The organism is Streptomyces sp. NPDC126499, from assembly GCF_040302485.1.
Classification (GTDB): domain Bacteria; phylum Actinomycetota; class Actinomycetes; order Streptomycetales; family Streptomycetaceae; genus Streptomyces.
Map to the genome: position 1 here is coordinate 420622 of NZ_JBEOUO010000002.1, position 15232 is coordinate 435853.

Sequence of the window (15232 nt, forward strand, 5' to 3'; positions counted from 1 at the left end):
GCGTGAGGTCCCCGCGGCCGGGGCGGCTCACCGCTCGGCCTCGCCCCAGTGCCCCATGAGGTCGCGGTAGAGAGCGGAACGCTCCAGCAGCTCCGCGTGCGTGCCGCACCGGGCACGGGTGCCGTCGAGGACGAGCACGCGGTCGGCCCGGAGCGCGGACGACAGCCGGTGGGCCACGACGACCAGGGTTCCCGGCCGGGCGCGCAGGGCGTGTTCGGCCGTGGCCTCCGCGACGGGATCCAGGTGGCAGGTCGCCTCGTCCAGCAACAGCAGCGGGGCGGACGCCAGATGGGCCCGGCCCAGGGCGATGAGCTGGCGTTCGCCGAGGGACAGGGTGTCGGGCGTCAGCGTACGGTCGAGACCGCCCACCCGGTCGACGAGCGGCCGCAGGGCCAGCGCGTCCACGGCCCCGTCGACATCGGACCGGCCGGCGCCGGGCCGCAGGTAGCACAGGTTGTCCCGCAGGGAGCCCGTGAAGACGTACGCCTCCTGGGGAAGCAGCACGCGCAGGGCCGCCAGTTCCGGCGGCCGGCGGGCACCGATCGCGCGGCCGAAGAGCCGTACCTCCCCCTGCTCGGGCGTCAGCAGGCCCGCCATCGCGTGCAGAAGGGTCGACTTGCCGATGCCGCTCGGACCGACGACCGCGAGGTGTTCCCCCCGCTCGACGGTCAGTTCCAGATCGTCCAGTACGGCCCGGGCCCCGGGTCCGTACGCGGCTCGCACGCGGCGCAGCTCCAGGGCCGCGCTCGCCCGGCCGGTTCGGCGGGGACCGGCCGAGGGGGCGGCGGGAGGAAGGGCGGAGGGGGGAGGGGCGGCGGGCAGCGGCCGGGTGAGCCGGTCCAGGACGACGAACAGCCGCGCGCCCGCCGCGCCCAGCACGGCCATCAGCGTGTGCAGAGCGGGGAGCAGCGACTGGAGGACGTAGGTGAGCGCCCCCACCATGGCGCCCGCCGTGACGCCGTGGCGGAGGAGCCACGGGGTCGCGGCGAGCAGGAGGAACACCGGCAGCTGCCCGGCCGTCGCCACGGAGAGCGTGCGGACGGCCGCCCAGCGGGCCAGGACACGCTGGGCGGCCGCGGCCTCCTCGACGGCACGGCGGTTCTGCGCGGCGGTCGCCTCCTGGGCGCCGCAGGCCACGAGGTCGCGCAGGGCGGTACGGGTGACCTCGGCGCGCCGGCCGACGGCCTCGTCGGCGTCGAGGTAACGGTGCTGGGCCCGTGCCATGGGCCGTAGCGACGCCGTGAACAGGGCGAGACCAAGGACCAGGGGAGGGAGCACGACGAGGAGGAACCGCGGCGCGAGCGACACCAGGCCGGCGAGGGCTCCCACGGCGACGAAGACGAAGGAGCGGGCCGCGAGCACCAGTCCGGCGAAGCTGTCCCGGGCGATCTCGGTCTGGCTCGTCAGCCGGGACACCGCCGTGGTGTCCTCGCCGCGGCCCGCGGCGGCGGCCGAGCGCAGGGCCCGCACGACCGACCCTCGTACGAGGTCGTCGCGCAAGGGTTCGGTGAGGTGGGGGAGTTGGGCGAAGATTCCCCGGACGACGGGCGCGCCGAGCAGGATGACCACGGCGGCCCCCGCCAGCCAGAGCAGTCCTGTGGCGGGGGAGCCCTTCAAGAAGCCGTCGTCGAGGGAGCGGGCCACGCAGTAGCCGCCGAGGAACGTCTGGGCGGACTCGGCTGCCGACCATGCCGCCAGTTTCCCGAGGACACCCTTGCGCCGGAGCAGGAGGGACCGGATGGGCGCCGTGGTGCGCCGGGCCGTGGCAGCCGCCTCCTCGGAGGCCGGCACCGGTGCCGGCGTCGATGTCGGCGCCGGAGCGTCTGCCGGGGCCGGCTCCGTCGGATCCTTCGCCTGTGTCGTGCGCGGCGCCGCCGTCACGTGCGCACCTCCGGTCCGGTCGCCGGTGCCGACGTGTTCGCCTCGGGTGCCGACGTGTTCGCCTCAGGCGTCACCGCTCCCGACTCGGCTGTCACAGCGTCCGCCTCGGCCGCCGGCGTCGAAGCCTCCGCCGTGAACACCGCGCGGTAGTCGGGGTCCTCCCACAGCAGACGGTGGGGTCCGGTTCTGCGCACGCGGCCCGCCTCCATCCAGACCACCCGGTCCGCCCGGGCGGCGGTGGACACCCGGTGGGCGACGATCAGCCTGGTGCACGGTCGCGGTGACGCGGCGAGGGCGCGTTCCACCTGCCGTTCGGTGGCCGTGTCGAGGCTGGACGTCGCGTCGTCGAGGATCATCAGCCGCCCATGACCGACGAAAGCCCGTGCCAGGCCCAGGCGTTGGGCCTCTCCGCCGGACAGCGGAGCCTCGTCCACCGGGGTCTCGTAGCCACGGGGCAGCAGCCGGACGAAGGCGTCGGCGCAGACGGCCGTCGCGGCCTCCCTGACCCGCTCCGCCGTGGCGGGGTCCCGAGCGGGCCCGGTCCCGGCGGCCAGCGCCGCGCCGATCGTCACGGTGGCGCCGCCGTCGAAGACCGGACGTGCGAAGGCGTACGAGGTCGCCCCGCGCAGCTCCGCGGCGGCCAGGTCGGCCAGGTCGACACCGTCCAGGAGAACGCGTCCGGCATCGGGGTCGGTCAGCCTGCCCGCGACGGCCGCCAGAGTGGACTTGCCCGCACCCGAGCGGCCCACCACGGCCACCGTCGACCCGCCGTCGACGGCGAGCGTCACGTCCGTGATCAGGGGAACGCCCCCGCGCACCACCCGCACCCGCCGCAGCTCCAGATCGCCGGGCCCGTCGGGCGGCAGGACGGCGGAGCCGTGGGTCATCGGCGCCAGATCGGCGAGTTCGGCGGTGCGCTGGCCCGCGCTGCGCGCCCGGACCAGGGTGCCGAGGGGCGCCGCGATGCCACCGATCCCGGCGGCGAGCGCCGCGTACCGGGACACGGCAAGCAGCTCGCCCACGGTGACGTCACCGGCGGCCAGGCCCACCCCCGCCACCGCGACGACGGCCGTGGTGAGCAGCGGGAGCAGGACTCCGCTCCGGGCCACGGCACGGCCGTGGACGAGCCACATGCGCGTGCCGTGCAGCGTCAGCTCCGGCAGCGGGGCGAGGACGCGGTCCTCCTCGCGGCGTGCCGTGTCGGCGGCGGCGATGGTACGGGCACCGCCCAGCGCCTCGGCGAGCCGGGCGGCGATGGTGCCCTGCGCCTGCTGGTACCGGCCGACCGAGTCGGAGGACTGGGCGGCGAACGCGCGCAGCAGCAGCAGGAGCAGCGGCAGACCGGCGGCGAAGACCACCGAGGTCCAGGGGTGGACGAGCGCCAGGGCCACGAGCGCTCCGACCGGCACGAGCACGGAGGACACCGAGGTCGCGAGCGCCGCCGGGGCGGTGCCGCTGTCCGTGGCGTTGACGCACAGCCGGGCGGCCACGTCACCGCCCGAGTGGGGCGCCGCCCGGTGGGGGGCGGTGCCGAGGAGGCCGGCCAGTGCGCGCAGCCGGATCCACGCGGTGGCGCGGGCGTTGGCGAGCTGGGTCAGGAACACGGTGCCGGACTCCGCGAGGATCTCCGCGGCGAGCAGTGCGGCGGTCCACACCAGCCACGTCTCGGCCCCTGGCCCCTGGCGCAGCAGCAGGTCCAGGGTCCTTCCGGCGACGGCGGGGACGGCGAGTGAGCAGGCGGCGCCGACGACGGAGCAGAGCAGCAGCGCCGCGGTGAGGCCCGAGGTGTGCCGTACGGCACCGAGGAGCAGCCGGTCGGAACCGGTCGGCGAGGCCATCCGATCCCCTCTCTTCTCTTCTCTTCTCTTGTCTTCTCGTACGGGGACCCCCGCGAGGCCGCCGACGGTGTCCGGCCCCGACGGCCGGTGCCCCGGGAGCAGCGCTCCAGGGGCACCGTGACCCCGCACCGGCGTTCAGGGCGCCGTGCGGGAAGCCGGATCGGGTCAGTTGCAGGTCGTCACGCTGAGGCTGCTGTCGCCGCAGAGCAGGAGGCTCGCGCGGCTGCCGCTCTCGACGTCACCGATGGCCTCGTCCTTGGGGGTCTCCAGCGACTGAAGGTCGAACAGGTTCATGATCGTTTCCTTTCGTAGGGGGACGGTGGTGCGAGGACGACCCCGTCACGGGGCCGGTTCGTGGGGCCGCGGCAGCGGCGGGAGGAACGGCAGGTGCGCCGGGCGGTCGTCCAGCGCCGCCGCGAGGGACAGCAGGACGCCGGCGGTGCCGGTGGAGAGGTCCATGGAGAGGCGCATCATCTGCTCGCCGGGGAAGGCGAGATGACCCTGGTAGGACATGGCGTGCCAGGTGAGGCATCCGATCTGGCGGCGTACGTCCTCCGGTGTCGTACCGGGTCCGCCGGCGTTCGTACGGGAGAGGTGGAGCACCATCCCGGCGACGCCGCGGAAGAGGCCCGGCTGAGCGTAGAAGGTGGCCTGCGCCGCCCGTACGATGTCGCGGCGGGCCCGGTCCAGGACGTCGTCGTGCCGGTGCAGCAGATAGTCGTCGATCACCATGCCGATGCCGACACTGCCCGCGCCCAGGTAGGGCATCGTGCGCCAGCCCTCGTCGACCTGCAGGGTCCCGGAGGCCCCGCGGACGCAGCGGGAGAGGTCGTCGTGGAGCGCCTCGGCGGCGAGGTCGAGCAGCGCGGTGTCCCGCGTGCGTTCGTAGAGCCGTATGAACAGCAGCGCCCGTCCGGCACCGCCGTGCAGCAGCCCCGTGCGCACCCTGCCCGGCGCCGCCCCCGGCGTTCGGGCGGACGTCCGGAGCGGGCGGGCCGTCAGCTCGGCGCACCGCAGGGCCGCCGCGTGCAGGCCGCTCTCGCCGGTGGCGGTCGCCAGGGCGTCCAGGGCGAGGCCGACGCCGGCGGTCCCTCCGTGCAGGTCGGGGGCGAGGGCGTCATGGTCCTGTTCGAGGACGAGCGCGGCCAGTTCGAGCGCGGCGGCCGTGTGCCCGAGCCGGTCGAGGGTCCACGCGACGCCGGTGAGCCCGTCGTAGAAGCCGAGCGGCGTGCCGGAGCCGGGTGCCTTGGCGTACCGCAGCAGTCTGTCCTCGGCCTCCGGACACCGGCCGGCCCCGCTCTCCCGCAGGGCGTGGAGCACTCCCGCGGTGCCGTACGCGACGGACATGCCCCCGCCGGCGGTGGCGAACTGGGCGATGTCGCCGGGGAAGAAACGGTCCTCCCTGTCCGGCGTCGCCGACGCGTGGACGGCGCGCGCCAAGGACTCACGGGCGGCGGGCCAGTCCTCCGGCTCCACGGGCAGGAACCGGGAGCCGTCCGGGTGCCGGGTCGGCACCCGGGCGCCCTCGCCAGGCCGGTTGGTGGCCGGCGCGCGCGTGATCTCCCGCACCGCCTCGTCCAGGAAACCGGCGGGCACCGGGAACCGCGCCGCGGCGGCCTCCGCCAGGTGCGCGGCCTTCGCCCGGTCCACGGCCAGCAGACTCGTGAGCGGGATGAACAGGGCGATCCGGAGGCACGCGAGGGCGTACCGGTCCACGTCGAAGCCCCGCCGGTCGGCCGGTGCCACGAACGCCGGGTTGGCGACGGTCTGGCGACCGCCCTGCGCAGCCGGCTGGGCGGCCTCGAAGTCCAACAGCACCACCGAGGACTCGTCCTCGGACACCATGATGTTGAACAGGTGCAGGTCGTTGAAGACGATCCCGCGTGCGTGGACCTCGGCCACGGCCCGCTCGACGAGCCCGTGGATCCGCAGGGCCCACTCCGTGTACTCGGCGAGCCTCTCCGCCGACGGATCGGCCTCCATCAGCGGATGCCGCCGGGCGAAGAAGGTGTTGAGCGGCTTGCCCTCCACGAACTCCAGCGCCAGGAAATGGTGGTCGCCGACCGTGAAGCCGTCGAGGACCTCCGGCGTGCAGGCGAGCCCCGACAGCTGCTCCAGCGCGTCGCGCTCCCGGCGCAGCCGGGTCACGGCGTCCGCCCCGTCCGCGGCGAGCCCGGCGTAGGGGCGCGCCTCCTTCAGGACGACCCGCCGGCCGGTCGGCCGGTGCCGGGCCTCGTACACGCCGCCCCCGTTGGAGAAGTGCAGCGCCTTGTCGATCTCGTACGGCAGGTCCCGCACGGTCACCGCGGCCCGTGCCGCGAGGTGCGGCAGCAGGAAGGCCGGCGGGGTCACCCAGTCGGGCACGTGGAAGACGGGACCCCGGCGATCGGGTACGAGCCTGCCGGAGCCGTCCTCCAGGGCCGGCCGCAGCTCGCCGTGCTCGTCGTAACAGTGGCGGCGGGTGAAGCTTCCGTACCGCAGGTGTACGGGGCCCCGGCCCCACCGCAGGTCGCTGAGGATGTACGGACCGGCCTCGCCGTCCAGCAGTCCGGCCAGGTCGGTGGCCACGCGCTCGCACTCCCGGTCGTCGGCCGGGTAGACGGTGATGAACTTGCCGCTCGCCGCGCGGTCCGCGTACTTGGCGTTGCGCTGGTGCAGCAGGTAGCGGCTGGGGACGAACTTGAAGGCCACGTCCCGCCCCAGACAGTAGTCCCGGACCTTGGCGAGGACCGCCTCCGCGTTGTCGAGACCGGCCGAGACGTGGATCTTCCAGCCCTGCGAGGGGAGCGGGCGGTCCAGCGGACGCAGAGCGAGCCAGTCACCCGTCCGGTGAGAGGTCCAGCCCTCGGGCACGGGAAGGGTGGCGGCCCGGTAGAGGGAGCCGCTCTCGGCCTCGCCGAAGACGAGGCGGTGCGGCGCGTCGTAGAAGTGACGGTCGGCGTCGCAGAAGACCGCGTACCCCTTGTTCACTGCGCACTCCCTCGGTCGGTGACGGACACGACGTTGTCACCTCCCTCACGGGCCCCGACAGTCGCCGCTGTCACCTTCCGTATGTGCGGAACGCACGGGTAACCAGGGCCCGTGCGGGCACCTTGATCCCCCTGGCTGAGGGCGCGAGGCCGTGGAGTCCTCCTCGGAGCGGCTGGGAACCGAACGGCTGGGAATCCCACGGGCCCCGCGCCGGGCCGGCGCAGTCGGCGGCAGGGCTCCCGTCACTCACCCCTTTCGGGTGAGTGACGGGCTGTTTCGGTGTCATGTGTGGACCTTGCCTTCGACACTTGCCACATCGGTTCGCGAAGGCTGCTCGGTGCAGCGAGTGTGGGGAGTGCGTGCGTGATGGCGAACGGAAGTGTCCTGCTGGCCCTGCGTGAGGATCCCCTGGGTCAGGGCGTGGGCGGTGAGCAACTGCGGCGGATCGCCAAGGAGCTGGAGAGCCGGGGGGTGGAGGTCCGGTGGGCGCGGACCGTGGAGGCGGCGTGCGCGGCGTTGCGGACCGAGGCCGCGCTGATCGCGTCGGTCGTGGCCTGGGACCTGCCGTCGGAGAACGGCGGGGCGGCCGACGGGCAGGGGGCGGCGGTGCTGCGGCAGATCACCCGTCGATTCAAGGACCTGCCGTCCTTCGTCGTCATGTCCGAGGCGTCCGACATCGGTCTCGACCGGCTGCCGTTGTGGGTGGCGGAGACCGCCGTCGGCTACATCTGGCCCCTGGAGGACACGCCCTCGTTCATCGCCGGACGGGTCGCCGCCGCCGCCCGCGCCTACGGTGAGGCGGTGCTGCCGCCGTTCTTCAAGGCGCTGCGGCGGTTCGACGACGCCCACGAGTACTCCTGGCACACGCCGGCGCACTCCGGTGGGGTGGCGTTCCTGAAGTCGCCGGTGGGGCGGGCGTTCTTCGACTATTACGGTGAGCGGCTGCTGCGCAGCGACCTGTCGATCTCGGTGGGGGAGCTGGGTTCCCTCTTCGAGCACAGCGGCCCCATCGGGGACGCCGAACGCAACGCCGCCCGCGTCTTCGGCTCCGACCGCACCTACTTCGTGCTGCACGGGAACTCCACCGCCGACCGCATGGTGGGGCACTACTGCGTGACCGGCGACGAGATCGCCCTCGTGGACCGCAACTGCCACAAGTCGGTCCTGCACGGTCTGGTGATCTCCGGCGCCCGTCCCGTGTACCTGATCCCCACCCGTAACGGCTACGGGCTGGCCGGACCTCTGCCCGCCCGGGAGACCCGCCCGGAGGCGGTGGCCGCCCGCATCGCCGGCCATCCGCTGACGCCCGGGGCGGTGTCGCCCGACGCCCAGTACGCGGTCGTCACCAACTCGACGTACGACGGCCTGTGTTACGACACGGTCCAGACCGCCCGGGCCCTCGCGCCGAGCAGCCCGCGTCTGCACTTCGACGAGGCGTGGTTCGCGTACGCGCGCTTCCACCCCCTCTACGCCGGCCGGTACGGAATGGCGGTGGGGCCCGACACCTTCGAGGGCGACGAGCGGCCGACCGTCTTCGCGACCCAGTCGACCCACAAGCTGCTGGCGGCGCTGTCGCAGACGGCGATGGTGCACGTGAAGTCCTCGCCCCGCGCGCCGGTCGAGCACCACCGCTTCAACGAGGCGTTCATGATGCACGGCACGACCTCCGCCCTCTATCCGGCGATCGCCTCCCTCGACGTGGCCGCCGCCATGATGGACGGCCCCCAGGGCGAATGGCTGATCAACGAGGCCGTCACGGAGGCGATCCGCTTCCGCCAGGCCGTGGTCCGCACCGGGCGCCGCATCGCCGCTGCCGGTGACCGGCCGCCGTGGTTCTTCGGCGTCTGGCAGCCCGACACCGTCACCGATCCGGCCGACGGCACCACGACCGCGTTCGCCGACGCCTCTCCCGCCCTGCTGGCCTCCGACCCGCGCTGCTGGGAACTCGACCCCGACGCCGCCTGGCACGGCTTCCAGGGGCTGAGCCGCGGCCAGTGCATGCTCGACCCCGTCAAGGTCACCCTCACCTGCCCCGGCGTCGACGCCCAGGGGCAGGCGGACCCGTGGGGCATTCCGGCCCGTGTCCTCACCGCGTACCTCGCGCAGCGCGGCATCGTCGTCGAGAAGACCGACACCTACACGACGCTCGTGCTGTTCTCCATGGGCATCACCAAGGGCAAGTGGGGCACCCTGATGGACGCCCTGATGGACTTCAAGGCCCTCCATGACGCCGGCACCCCGCTGCGCCAGGTACTGCCCGACCTCGTCGAGAGCCACCCCGGGCGCTACGGACGTCTGAGCCTGCGCGAGTTGTGCCAGGAGATGCACGAACACCTCACCGGCGCCGAACTGATCGACGCCCTGGACACCGCCTTCCAGCAGCTGCCCGAACCCGTCGCTCCGCCGCGGGCCTGCTACCGGCAGCTGATCCGCGGCGGCACCGAACGCATCCCCCTCGCCCAGGCGGCGGGACGGGTCGCCGCCGCCATGGTCACCGTGACCCCGCCCGGAATCCCCGTCCTGATGCCGGGCGAGGCGCTCGGCGAGCCCGACGGTCCGGTCCTGCGCTACCTCACCGCGCTGGAGGCCTTCGACCGCGCCTTCCCCGGCTTCCACAGCGAAGCCCACGGCGTCACCATCGACCCCGAGAACGGTGACTACCTCATCGAATGCGTCCGCCCCGAGGCCCGGCGGAACCTCTCGCACCCCTGACGCGCACGGGACGCGCGTGCGCACGCGGGTGCTGAGCAGTGAGTCGAGACCACCCGTCATGGACGCGACCCCGACACGTTCCGCCCCGCGCAGGAGCAGCCCGTCCGCCGACCGCCACGAGGGCCCGAAGACGGACCACACCGAGTGCGCCGGCCGCCGGTAGCCGTCGAGGAAGCGGTGGGGCCGGTCGGCGACCCGGCGCCGGCGCGCCGGGAGGCGTCGCCGAACCGGCGGACCGTCTCCGCCTGCGGCACCTCGGCGTCGAGGGCGCCCCGCTCCTCCTCGACGCCCCACGGGTGCCAACGGGCCCCGGCAGCAACCGAGCGGACGCCCCTCGGTAGGCTCGAAGAGGCCGGGGCCGGGGCGCGGAGACGCACCGGGAGCACATGCGGAACGGGGCAGGCAGGCAGTGGTGAGCGCGGACGTCGCCGTGACGAGCGGGCTCGTGTACGGGGCCGGTGGCCAGCGCGTCGACGTGTACCGGCCCGCGACGGCGCCTGCGGCCTCGCCCGTCGCGCTGCTCTGGCACGGCAGAGGCCCTGACGAGCGGGACGTCCTCGCACCGCTGGCCCGGGCCGCCGCCGGCCTGGGCCTGGTGTGCTTCGTACCGGACTGGCGTCCCGACGCCGAGGACGGCGGGCGTGCCCATCTGCGGGAGTCCGCGGTCTTCGTCCAGCGGAGCGCGGCCGCCTTCGGCGGGGACAGCGGCCGGACCACGCTCGCCGGCTGGTCCCTCGGAGCCAACGCGGCCCTCGCCGCGGCCCTCGACCCGTACGCACTCGACGGCTGGCGGCCCCGAGCCGTCGTCGGTCTCGCCGGTGCGTACAGCCGGTCTCAACCGCTGACCGGCCGTGCCCCGCTCGACGAGCTGACGAGCGTCGAGAGTGCGCTGCCGTCCCTCCCGGTCCGGCTCGTCCACGGCGCCGCCGATCCGATCGTGGGCGTCGAGGAGTCACGGCGGCTCCACACCGCCCTTCGGCAGCGGGGCTGGCCCGCCTCGATCGAGGAGCCTGGCACCGATCACGCCGGTGTGATCATGACCGCGTACGACCCCGCGTCCCAACGCTGCCGGCTCAGCCACGCCCCTCACGCCCTCCGGGCCGGAAACCGAGCGGCCCGCCTCCTCGCCGACGCCGCACACGGCACGGCTCACGCCGCCTGACCGTTGTCCCGGCGACGGACTGCGTCTGCGCCCGGTGGAACGAGCCGACCTCAGTGAGGCGCGCACGCCGCCGGTGTGCGATCTCCTCGCCGAGGGCGCCGTCACCTTCCGCGGCCGGTCGCCGACGCCCTCGGCCCGGATGGCCCGAATCACCGCTCTGCGCCACCCGTCCTCCGTCCCCCGGCCCCGGCGGTGGTCACGGGGCCGACCGAGGCCTCAGCGGCGTCGCGGCAGGAGTTTGCCCACGGCAAGCCCCGCGAAGACCAGGGTCGTGGCCGCGACGATCCAGCTGAGGGCCGTCAGGCCGGTGGCGGCGAGAGCGCCGGTGAAGCCGGTTCCCGTCGCGCCGGCGGCGGTGGTGTACATGGAGCCGTCCTTTCGTTCCTTCGGCAGGCTGACGCCCCCACGGTGCCCGGCCCCCCGGTGCGTCCGCGTCCGCCCGGGGATGACAAGAGGACGTACTCCCGGGGTGGTACGCCGGCTGTGCGATACATCCCGGGCAGGGCGACCCGGGCACGGGTCACGTCGCACGGTGGAGACCGGCCGCGTCCGACCGGAGCGGCCGCGAACCGTGCCGCACCCTGGAAGGCCCCCGTGAAACTGGTCGTGCTCATCCCCGCCCACAACGAGGCTGCCGGGATCACCGCCACGCTGGACTCCCTCCGCGCACAGCGGCGTGCACCGGACCGTGTCGTGGTCATCAGCGACAACAGCACCGACGACACCGTCGAGGTGACCCGCCGCGCGGGTGCCGAGGTGTGGGAGACCCGCGGCAACGCGGCCCGCAAGGCCGGCGCGCTCAACCAGGCCCTCACCCGGTTGCTGCCGCACCTGGACGAGGACGACGCCGTTCTCGTCATGGACGCCGACTCGGTGATCGCCCCCGAGTTCCTGGAGACCGCGCAGCGGCTGCTCGCCTCGGACGCGCGGCTCGGTGCCGTGGGCGGTGTGTTCCACGGGGCGCCCGGAGGAGGCGTGCTCGGACAGTTCCAGCGCAACGAGTACGCCCGCTACGGGCGGGAGATATCCCGCAAGGGGGGCCGGGTCATGGTGTTGACGGGAACGGCCTCGGCGATCAGGGTCGGCGCGCTGAGGCAGGTGGCGGCCTGCCGGGGCGACGTCCTGCCCGGCACACCGGGGCAGGTGTACGACACCCTGGCCCTCACCGAGGACAACGAGCTCACCCTCGCGCTGAAGACCCTCCGGTGGGATCTGGTCTCTCCCGACGAGTGCCGGGTGGTCACCGAGATCATGCCGACCTGGCGCGACCTGTGGCACCAGCGTCTGCGCTGGCAGCGCGGAGCTCTGGAGAACCTGCGGCACTACGGACTGACATCGGTGACGTGGAGATACTGGGGCCAACAGCTGGGCCTCGGCGCGGGCACCATCGCGTTCGGCCTGTATCTGCTGCTCGTGCTGATCACCGCGATCACGGGCACGTGGGGATGGCATCCGCTGTGGGTCGGGGTGGGGGTGCTGTTCGTCGTCGAGCGGGTGCTGACCGTGTGGGGCGCGGGCCGGCGGGCGCGTCTGCTGGCGGTTCCGCTCCTGCCGGAGCTCGCCTACGACGCGTTCGTCCAGGCCGTCTTCGTCCGCTCGGCGATGGACCTCGTGAGGGGGCGCGCCGCGCAGTGGCACCACGTGGGTCAGGAGGCCGCGACGTAGGCGGCACCTCCTCGACGCGATGCGGCCGGGCCGGGTCCGCGGTGCGGCCCGGCCGGTCAGGAGCCGGTCCGTCCCGGTTGCAGCAGGCCGCTCTCGTACGCGATCACCACGAGTTGTGCCCGGTCACGGGCACCCAGTTTGGTCATGACGCGGCTGACGTGCGTCTTGGCCGTCAGCGGCGACAGGAACAGCTCGGCGGCGATCTCGTCGTTCGACAGGCCCCTGCCGACCAGGGCGAGGACCTCCCTCTCCCGGGGGCTCAGCGGATCGAGCCCCTTCGGTCCGGCGCCGGCTCCCGGGGCGGGGCGGACGTGGGCGGCGACGAGACGGCGGGTGAGCTGAGGCAACAGCAGACTGTCGCCCGCCGCGACCGTGCGGACGGCGGCCAGCAGTTCGGCGGGCGGTGTGTCCTTGACCAGGAAGCCGCTGGCGCCGGCCTGGAGGGCCGCGACCACGTACTCCTCCTGCCCGAAGGTCGTCACCACCACCACCTTGACGGCCGAGAGCGACGGGTCGGCGCAGATGGCGCGGGTGGCGCCCAGACCGTCCAGCTCCGGCATGCGGATGTCCATCAGGACGACATCGGGCCGCAGCGCCCGCGACAGGCGCACTGCCTCGTTGCCGTCGGCGGCCTCACCGACGGTCTCGAGGCCGTCCTCGGAGTCGATGAGCGACTTCAGACCCGCCCGGATCAGCCGCTGGTCGTCCGCCAGCAGCACACGCACCGTCATGACGCCTCCGTGGGAATGTGCGCCGTCACCCGGAAGCCCGGGTCGAGCCGACGGGTCTCCAGCGTGCCGCTGGCCGCCTCCACCCGCTCGCGCATGCCCTGGAGCCCGAAACCGCTCCCGCCGCCGGTCGGCGCGGAGCCGGCGCCGTCGTCCTCCACCACGACGACGAGCTCCTGCTCCGCGAAGGTGAGCCGTACGTGCACGGCGGTGCCGGGCCCGGCGTGCCTCAGCGCGTTGGTGCAGGTCTCCTGGATCAGCCGGTACACCGTCTCCTCCAGAACGTGCGGGACCCCCCTCGGATCGCCGTGGCGGGTGACGGTGACCAGGAGGCCGCTGCGCCTCGCCCGGTCGAGGAGGGCGGGAAGATCGTCGAGGCCGCGCACCGGCGAGGTAGGTGCCGCCTCGCTCGCCCCGCGGAGCAGACCGAGCGTCGTACGGATCTCCTCCAGGGCCGTACCACTGGTGCCACGGATCACGTCCAGGGACTTCTCCGCCTCGGCCGGGTCCTTGCGCAGCAGGTGGGCGGCGACTCCGGCCTGCACGTTGATCACCGAGATGCAGTGGCCGATCACGTCGTGGAGCTCCTGTGCGATCCGCAGCCGTTCCTCACCGACCCTCCGCCTGGCCTCGGCCTCGCGCGACTCCTCGGCCTTGCGGGCCCGTTCCTCGACGGTCTCACGAAGACGGCGCTGGGTCTGCAGCGCCACTCCGATCGCCGCCGCCGCGACGAACCAGCCCAGCTGGGTGCCGTTGCGCAGGGTGAAGGTGGGAATCTGCCGGACCACCTGCACCTGGGTGATCACGGCGACCACAGCCGTCGCCGTGCACGCCGTCGTCATGCGCAGCGAACGACTCGACCCGATCACGTAGAGCGCCACGACGACCGGCACGGCGGCGGGGAAGACCAGCTTGCTCAGGAAGAGCGACACCAGCGAACCCGCCAGCGCCACCAGGAAGACCGCCACGGGACGGCGTCTGCTCCAGGGCAGAACCCCACAGCTGACCGCCGCGGCCCCGGCCTCCGGCCAGGTCGGCGCGCGCCCCTCAGCCCAGCCCGGCACCAGGGCCACCACCGCCACCAGGGCCATGACCGGCAGCCCGCTGCGCACCAGACCGTTCATGAACCGACCCTAGGCACACCGGCCCGCGCGGGCCACCGCGACGCCCCGCCGGAGAGACGTCCCCCCCCGCGCGGGATGACGAGCCGCTCCTGAAGCGCGGGAGCCGTTCGTCGACGAGCGCGGAAGGCGCCCTGTGGTTGCGGCCAGGCCGATGTCACGAGTGCGGAAGGCACCCCCTGAGACCGATCTCGCTAGGGTCCACCCAGGACGAGACACCTGGGGCGTTCGCCACAGGGGAGAGGTGGTCAGTCGATGACCCCGGAGGAGCAGGATCTGGTCACGGGCCTGGTGATCGCACCGGGCGAGGGAGCGACGCGCACGCTCGACGAGGTGCTCGCCCACTTCGGCGAGCCCGACGGTTCGGCCCTGGCACTCCGGTTGCTCCGGGACGCCATGGAGCGCCGGGACGCCGACGACGTCGAGATGGCGTTGATCCTCCATGCCGCCGCCGACGCCTCGGGCGAGGAGTTCCTGGAGCCGTTGACCGAGCTGTTCCCCGCCGAATGGCACCGGGGGCATGAGGACGTCGTGTCCGTCCTGGGCGAGCTCCGCTCGCCCCGGGCGGTGCCGACGCTGGCCCTGGCGACCCGCTGGGTCCCCGAGCACCTGGACTGGGACGAGAACCGGGCCCTCGCGGTGAAGGCGATCTGGGCTCTCGGCGCCGTTCCCGGCCCGGAAGCCCGGGAAGCCCTCGAGGGCCTGCGGGACGACGAGAACGAGATCATCCGCGAGAACGCGCGGAAACAGCTGACGAGAAGGTCCGAAGCGGCGACCGGTGTGGAAGTGCCGGGGGCTGACCGCCGCGCTGACGTGCTCCGTGAGGCGACCGACGGAGAAACCGGCGAGGGGGACGTCGGTCGGCCCCGGGCCGGCGTGCCGTTCGATGACTGATCAACGTTCACCGGATGGTCGGTACGAGCGCGGAGCGGTGACTTCGGGGCGACGTCGGTCTTCTGTCCGGCGCCTCCGTTGCGCCAGGGGACGCAGGCGGCTGCCGCGATCTCCTCAGAGGCAGCTTGCGGAGCCGCGCCGAGATGCCTCGCGGGCGGGGGGCGGATCGATGACCGCAACGGGGGCTCGTGGCGGGCCTGGCTCGGCGCCGCGCCGGCCCGCCCCCGGGTGGGCGTGACCGCGGCGCTCCTGCTCCTCGAC

11 protein-coding genes are annotated in these 15232 nt (G+C 73.8%); 4 read left to right on the forward strand and 7 right to left on the reverse strand.

Translation table 11 applies throughout. From position 1 onward, the window contains the following. Positions 1-27: 27 nt before the first annotated feature. From ABTZ91_RS04570 to lanKC, 4 genes are all read right to left on the reverse strand, one after another. Entirely contained in the window at positions 28-1791 is a 1764-nt protein-coding gene (locus ABTZ91_RS04570; protein ID WP_352075639.1) for an ABC transporter ATP-binding protein, read from the reverse strand. An 86-nt stretch (positions 1792-1877) separates the two neighbouring features. Further along, complete coding sequence (locus ABTZ91_RS04575) at positions 1878-3719, reverse strand: ABC transporter ATP-binding protein (RefSeq protein ID WP_352075640.1); 1842 nt, start codon at positions 3717-3719, stop codon at positions 1878-1880. 165 nt (positions 3720-3884) lie between these two features. After that, positions 3885-4013, reverse strand: a complete 129-nt coding sequence (locus ABTZ91_RS04580) for a SapB/AmfS family lanthipeptide (protein WP_345491208.1) — start codon at positions 4011-4013, stop codon at positions 3885-3887. Between the two features lie 45 nt (positions 4014-4058). After that, complete coding sequence (gene lanKC, locus ABTZ91_RS04585; RefSeq protein WP_352075641.1) at positions 4059-6689, reverse strand: class III lanthionine synthetase LanKC; 2631 nt, start codon at positions 6687-6689, stop codon at positions 4059-4061. Between the two features lie 366 nt (positions 6690-7055). Here lanKC and ABTZ91_RS04590 point away from each other — a divergent pair, with 366 nt between their 5' ends. Continuing rightward, entirely contained in the window at positions 7056-9401 is a 2346-nt protein-coding gene (locus tag ABTZ91_RS04590) for an Orn/Lys/Arg decarboxylase N-terminal domain-containing protein (RefSeq protein WP_352075642.1), read from the forward strand. Positions 9402-9813: 412 nt separating this feature from the next. Then, positions 9814-10563: an alpha/beta hydrolase gene (locus ABTZ91_RS04595; RefSeq protein ID WP_352075643.1), complete on the forward strand. Its 750-nt coding sequence runs from the start codon at positions 9814-9816 to the stop codon at positions 10561-10563. 216 nt (positions 10564-10779) lie between these two features. Here ABTZ91_RS04595 and ABTZ91_RS04600 read toward each other — a convergent pair whose 3' ends face one another. Then, a complete protein-coding gene (locus ABTZ91_RS04600; RefSeq protein ID WP_352075644.1) occupies positions 10780-10929 on the reverse strand; it encodes a hypothetical protein in 150 nt (49 codons plus the stop codon). A 228-nt stretch (positions 10930-11157) separates the two neighbouring features. Here ABTZ91_RS04600 and ABTZ91_RS04605 point away from each other — a divergent pair, with 228 nt between their 5' ends. Next, positions 11158-12228: a glycosyltransferase family 2 protein gene (locus tag ABTZ91_RS04605; protein WP_352075645.1), complete on the forward strand. Its 1071-nt coding sequence runs from the start codon at positions 11158-11160 to the stop codon at positions 12226-12228. Positions 12229-12284: 56 nt separating this feature from the next. Here the strand turns inward: ABTZ91_RS04605 and ABTZ91_RS04610 are convergent, their stop codons facing one another. Both ABTZ91_RS04610 and ABTZ91_RS04615 read right to left on the reverse strand, forming a co-directional pair. Then, the gene (locus ABTZ91_RS04610; protein WP_352075646.1) at positions 12285-12959 is read right to left on the reverse strand and encodes a response regulator transcription factor; all 675 of its coding nucleotides are present in this window, start codon (positions 12957-12959) and stop codon (positions 12285-12287) included. After that, positions 12956-14080, reverse strand: a complete 1125-nt coding sequence (locus tag ABTZ91_RS04615; protein WP_352075647.1) for a histidine kinase — start codon at positions 14078-14080, stop codon at positions 12956-12958. Before ABTZ91_RS04615 ends, ABTZ91_RS04610 begins: the two co-directional genes overlap by 4 nt. Before the next feature lie 252 nt (positions 14081-14332). Here ABTZ91_RS04615 and ABTZ91_RS04620 point away from each other — a divergent pair, with 252 nt between their 5' ends. Further along, entirely contained in the window at positions 14333-14971 is a 639-nt protein-coding gene (locus tag ABTZ91_RS04620) for a HEAT repeat domain-containing protein (RefSeq protein ID WP_352075648.1), read from the forward strand. Positions 14972-15232: the final 261 nt, after the last annotated feature.

What these genes read in the sequence shown, in the direction of transcription:
- ABTZ91_RS04575 (WP_352075640.1), bottom strand. Translation starts at nt 3,719, where the DNA reads ATGGCCTCGCCGACCGGTTCCGACCGGCTGCTCCTCGGTGCCGTACGG.
- ABTZ91_RS04600 (WP_352075644.1), bottom strand. Translation starts at nt 10,929, where the DNA reads ATGTACACCACCGCCGCCGGCGCGACGGGAACCGGCTTCACCGGCGCT.
- ABTZ91_RS04620 (WP_352075648.1), top strand. Translation starts at nt 14,333, where the DNA reads ATGACCCCGGAGGAGCAGGATCTGGTCACGGGCCTGGTGATCGCACCG.
- ABTZ91_RS04580 (WP_345491208.1), bottom strand. Translation starts at nt 4,013, where the DNA reads ATGAACCTGTTCGACCTTCAGTCGCTGGAGACCCCCAAGGACGAGGCC.
- ABTZ91_RS04610 (WP_352075646.1), bottom strand. Translation starts at nt 12,959, where the DNA reads ATGACGGTGCGTGTGCTGCTGGCGGACGACCAGCGGCTGATCCGGGCG.
- ABTZ91_RS04590 (WP_352075642.1), top strand. Translation starts at nt 7,056, where the DNA reads ATGGCGAACGGAAGTGTCCTGCTGGCCCTGCGTGAGGATCCCCTGGGT.
- ABTZ91_RS04615 (WP_352075647.1), bottom strand. Translation starts at nt 14,080, where the DNA reads ATGAACGGTCTGGTGCGCAGCGGGCTGCCGGTCATGGCCCTGGTGGCG.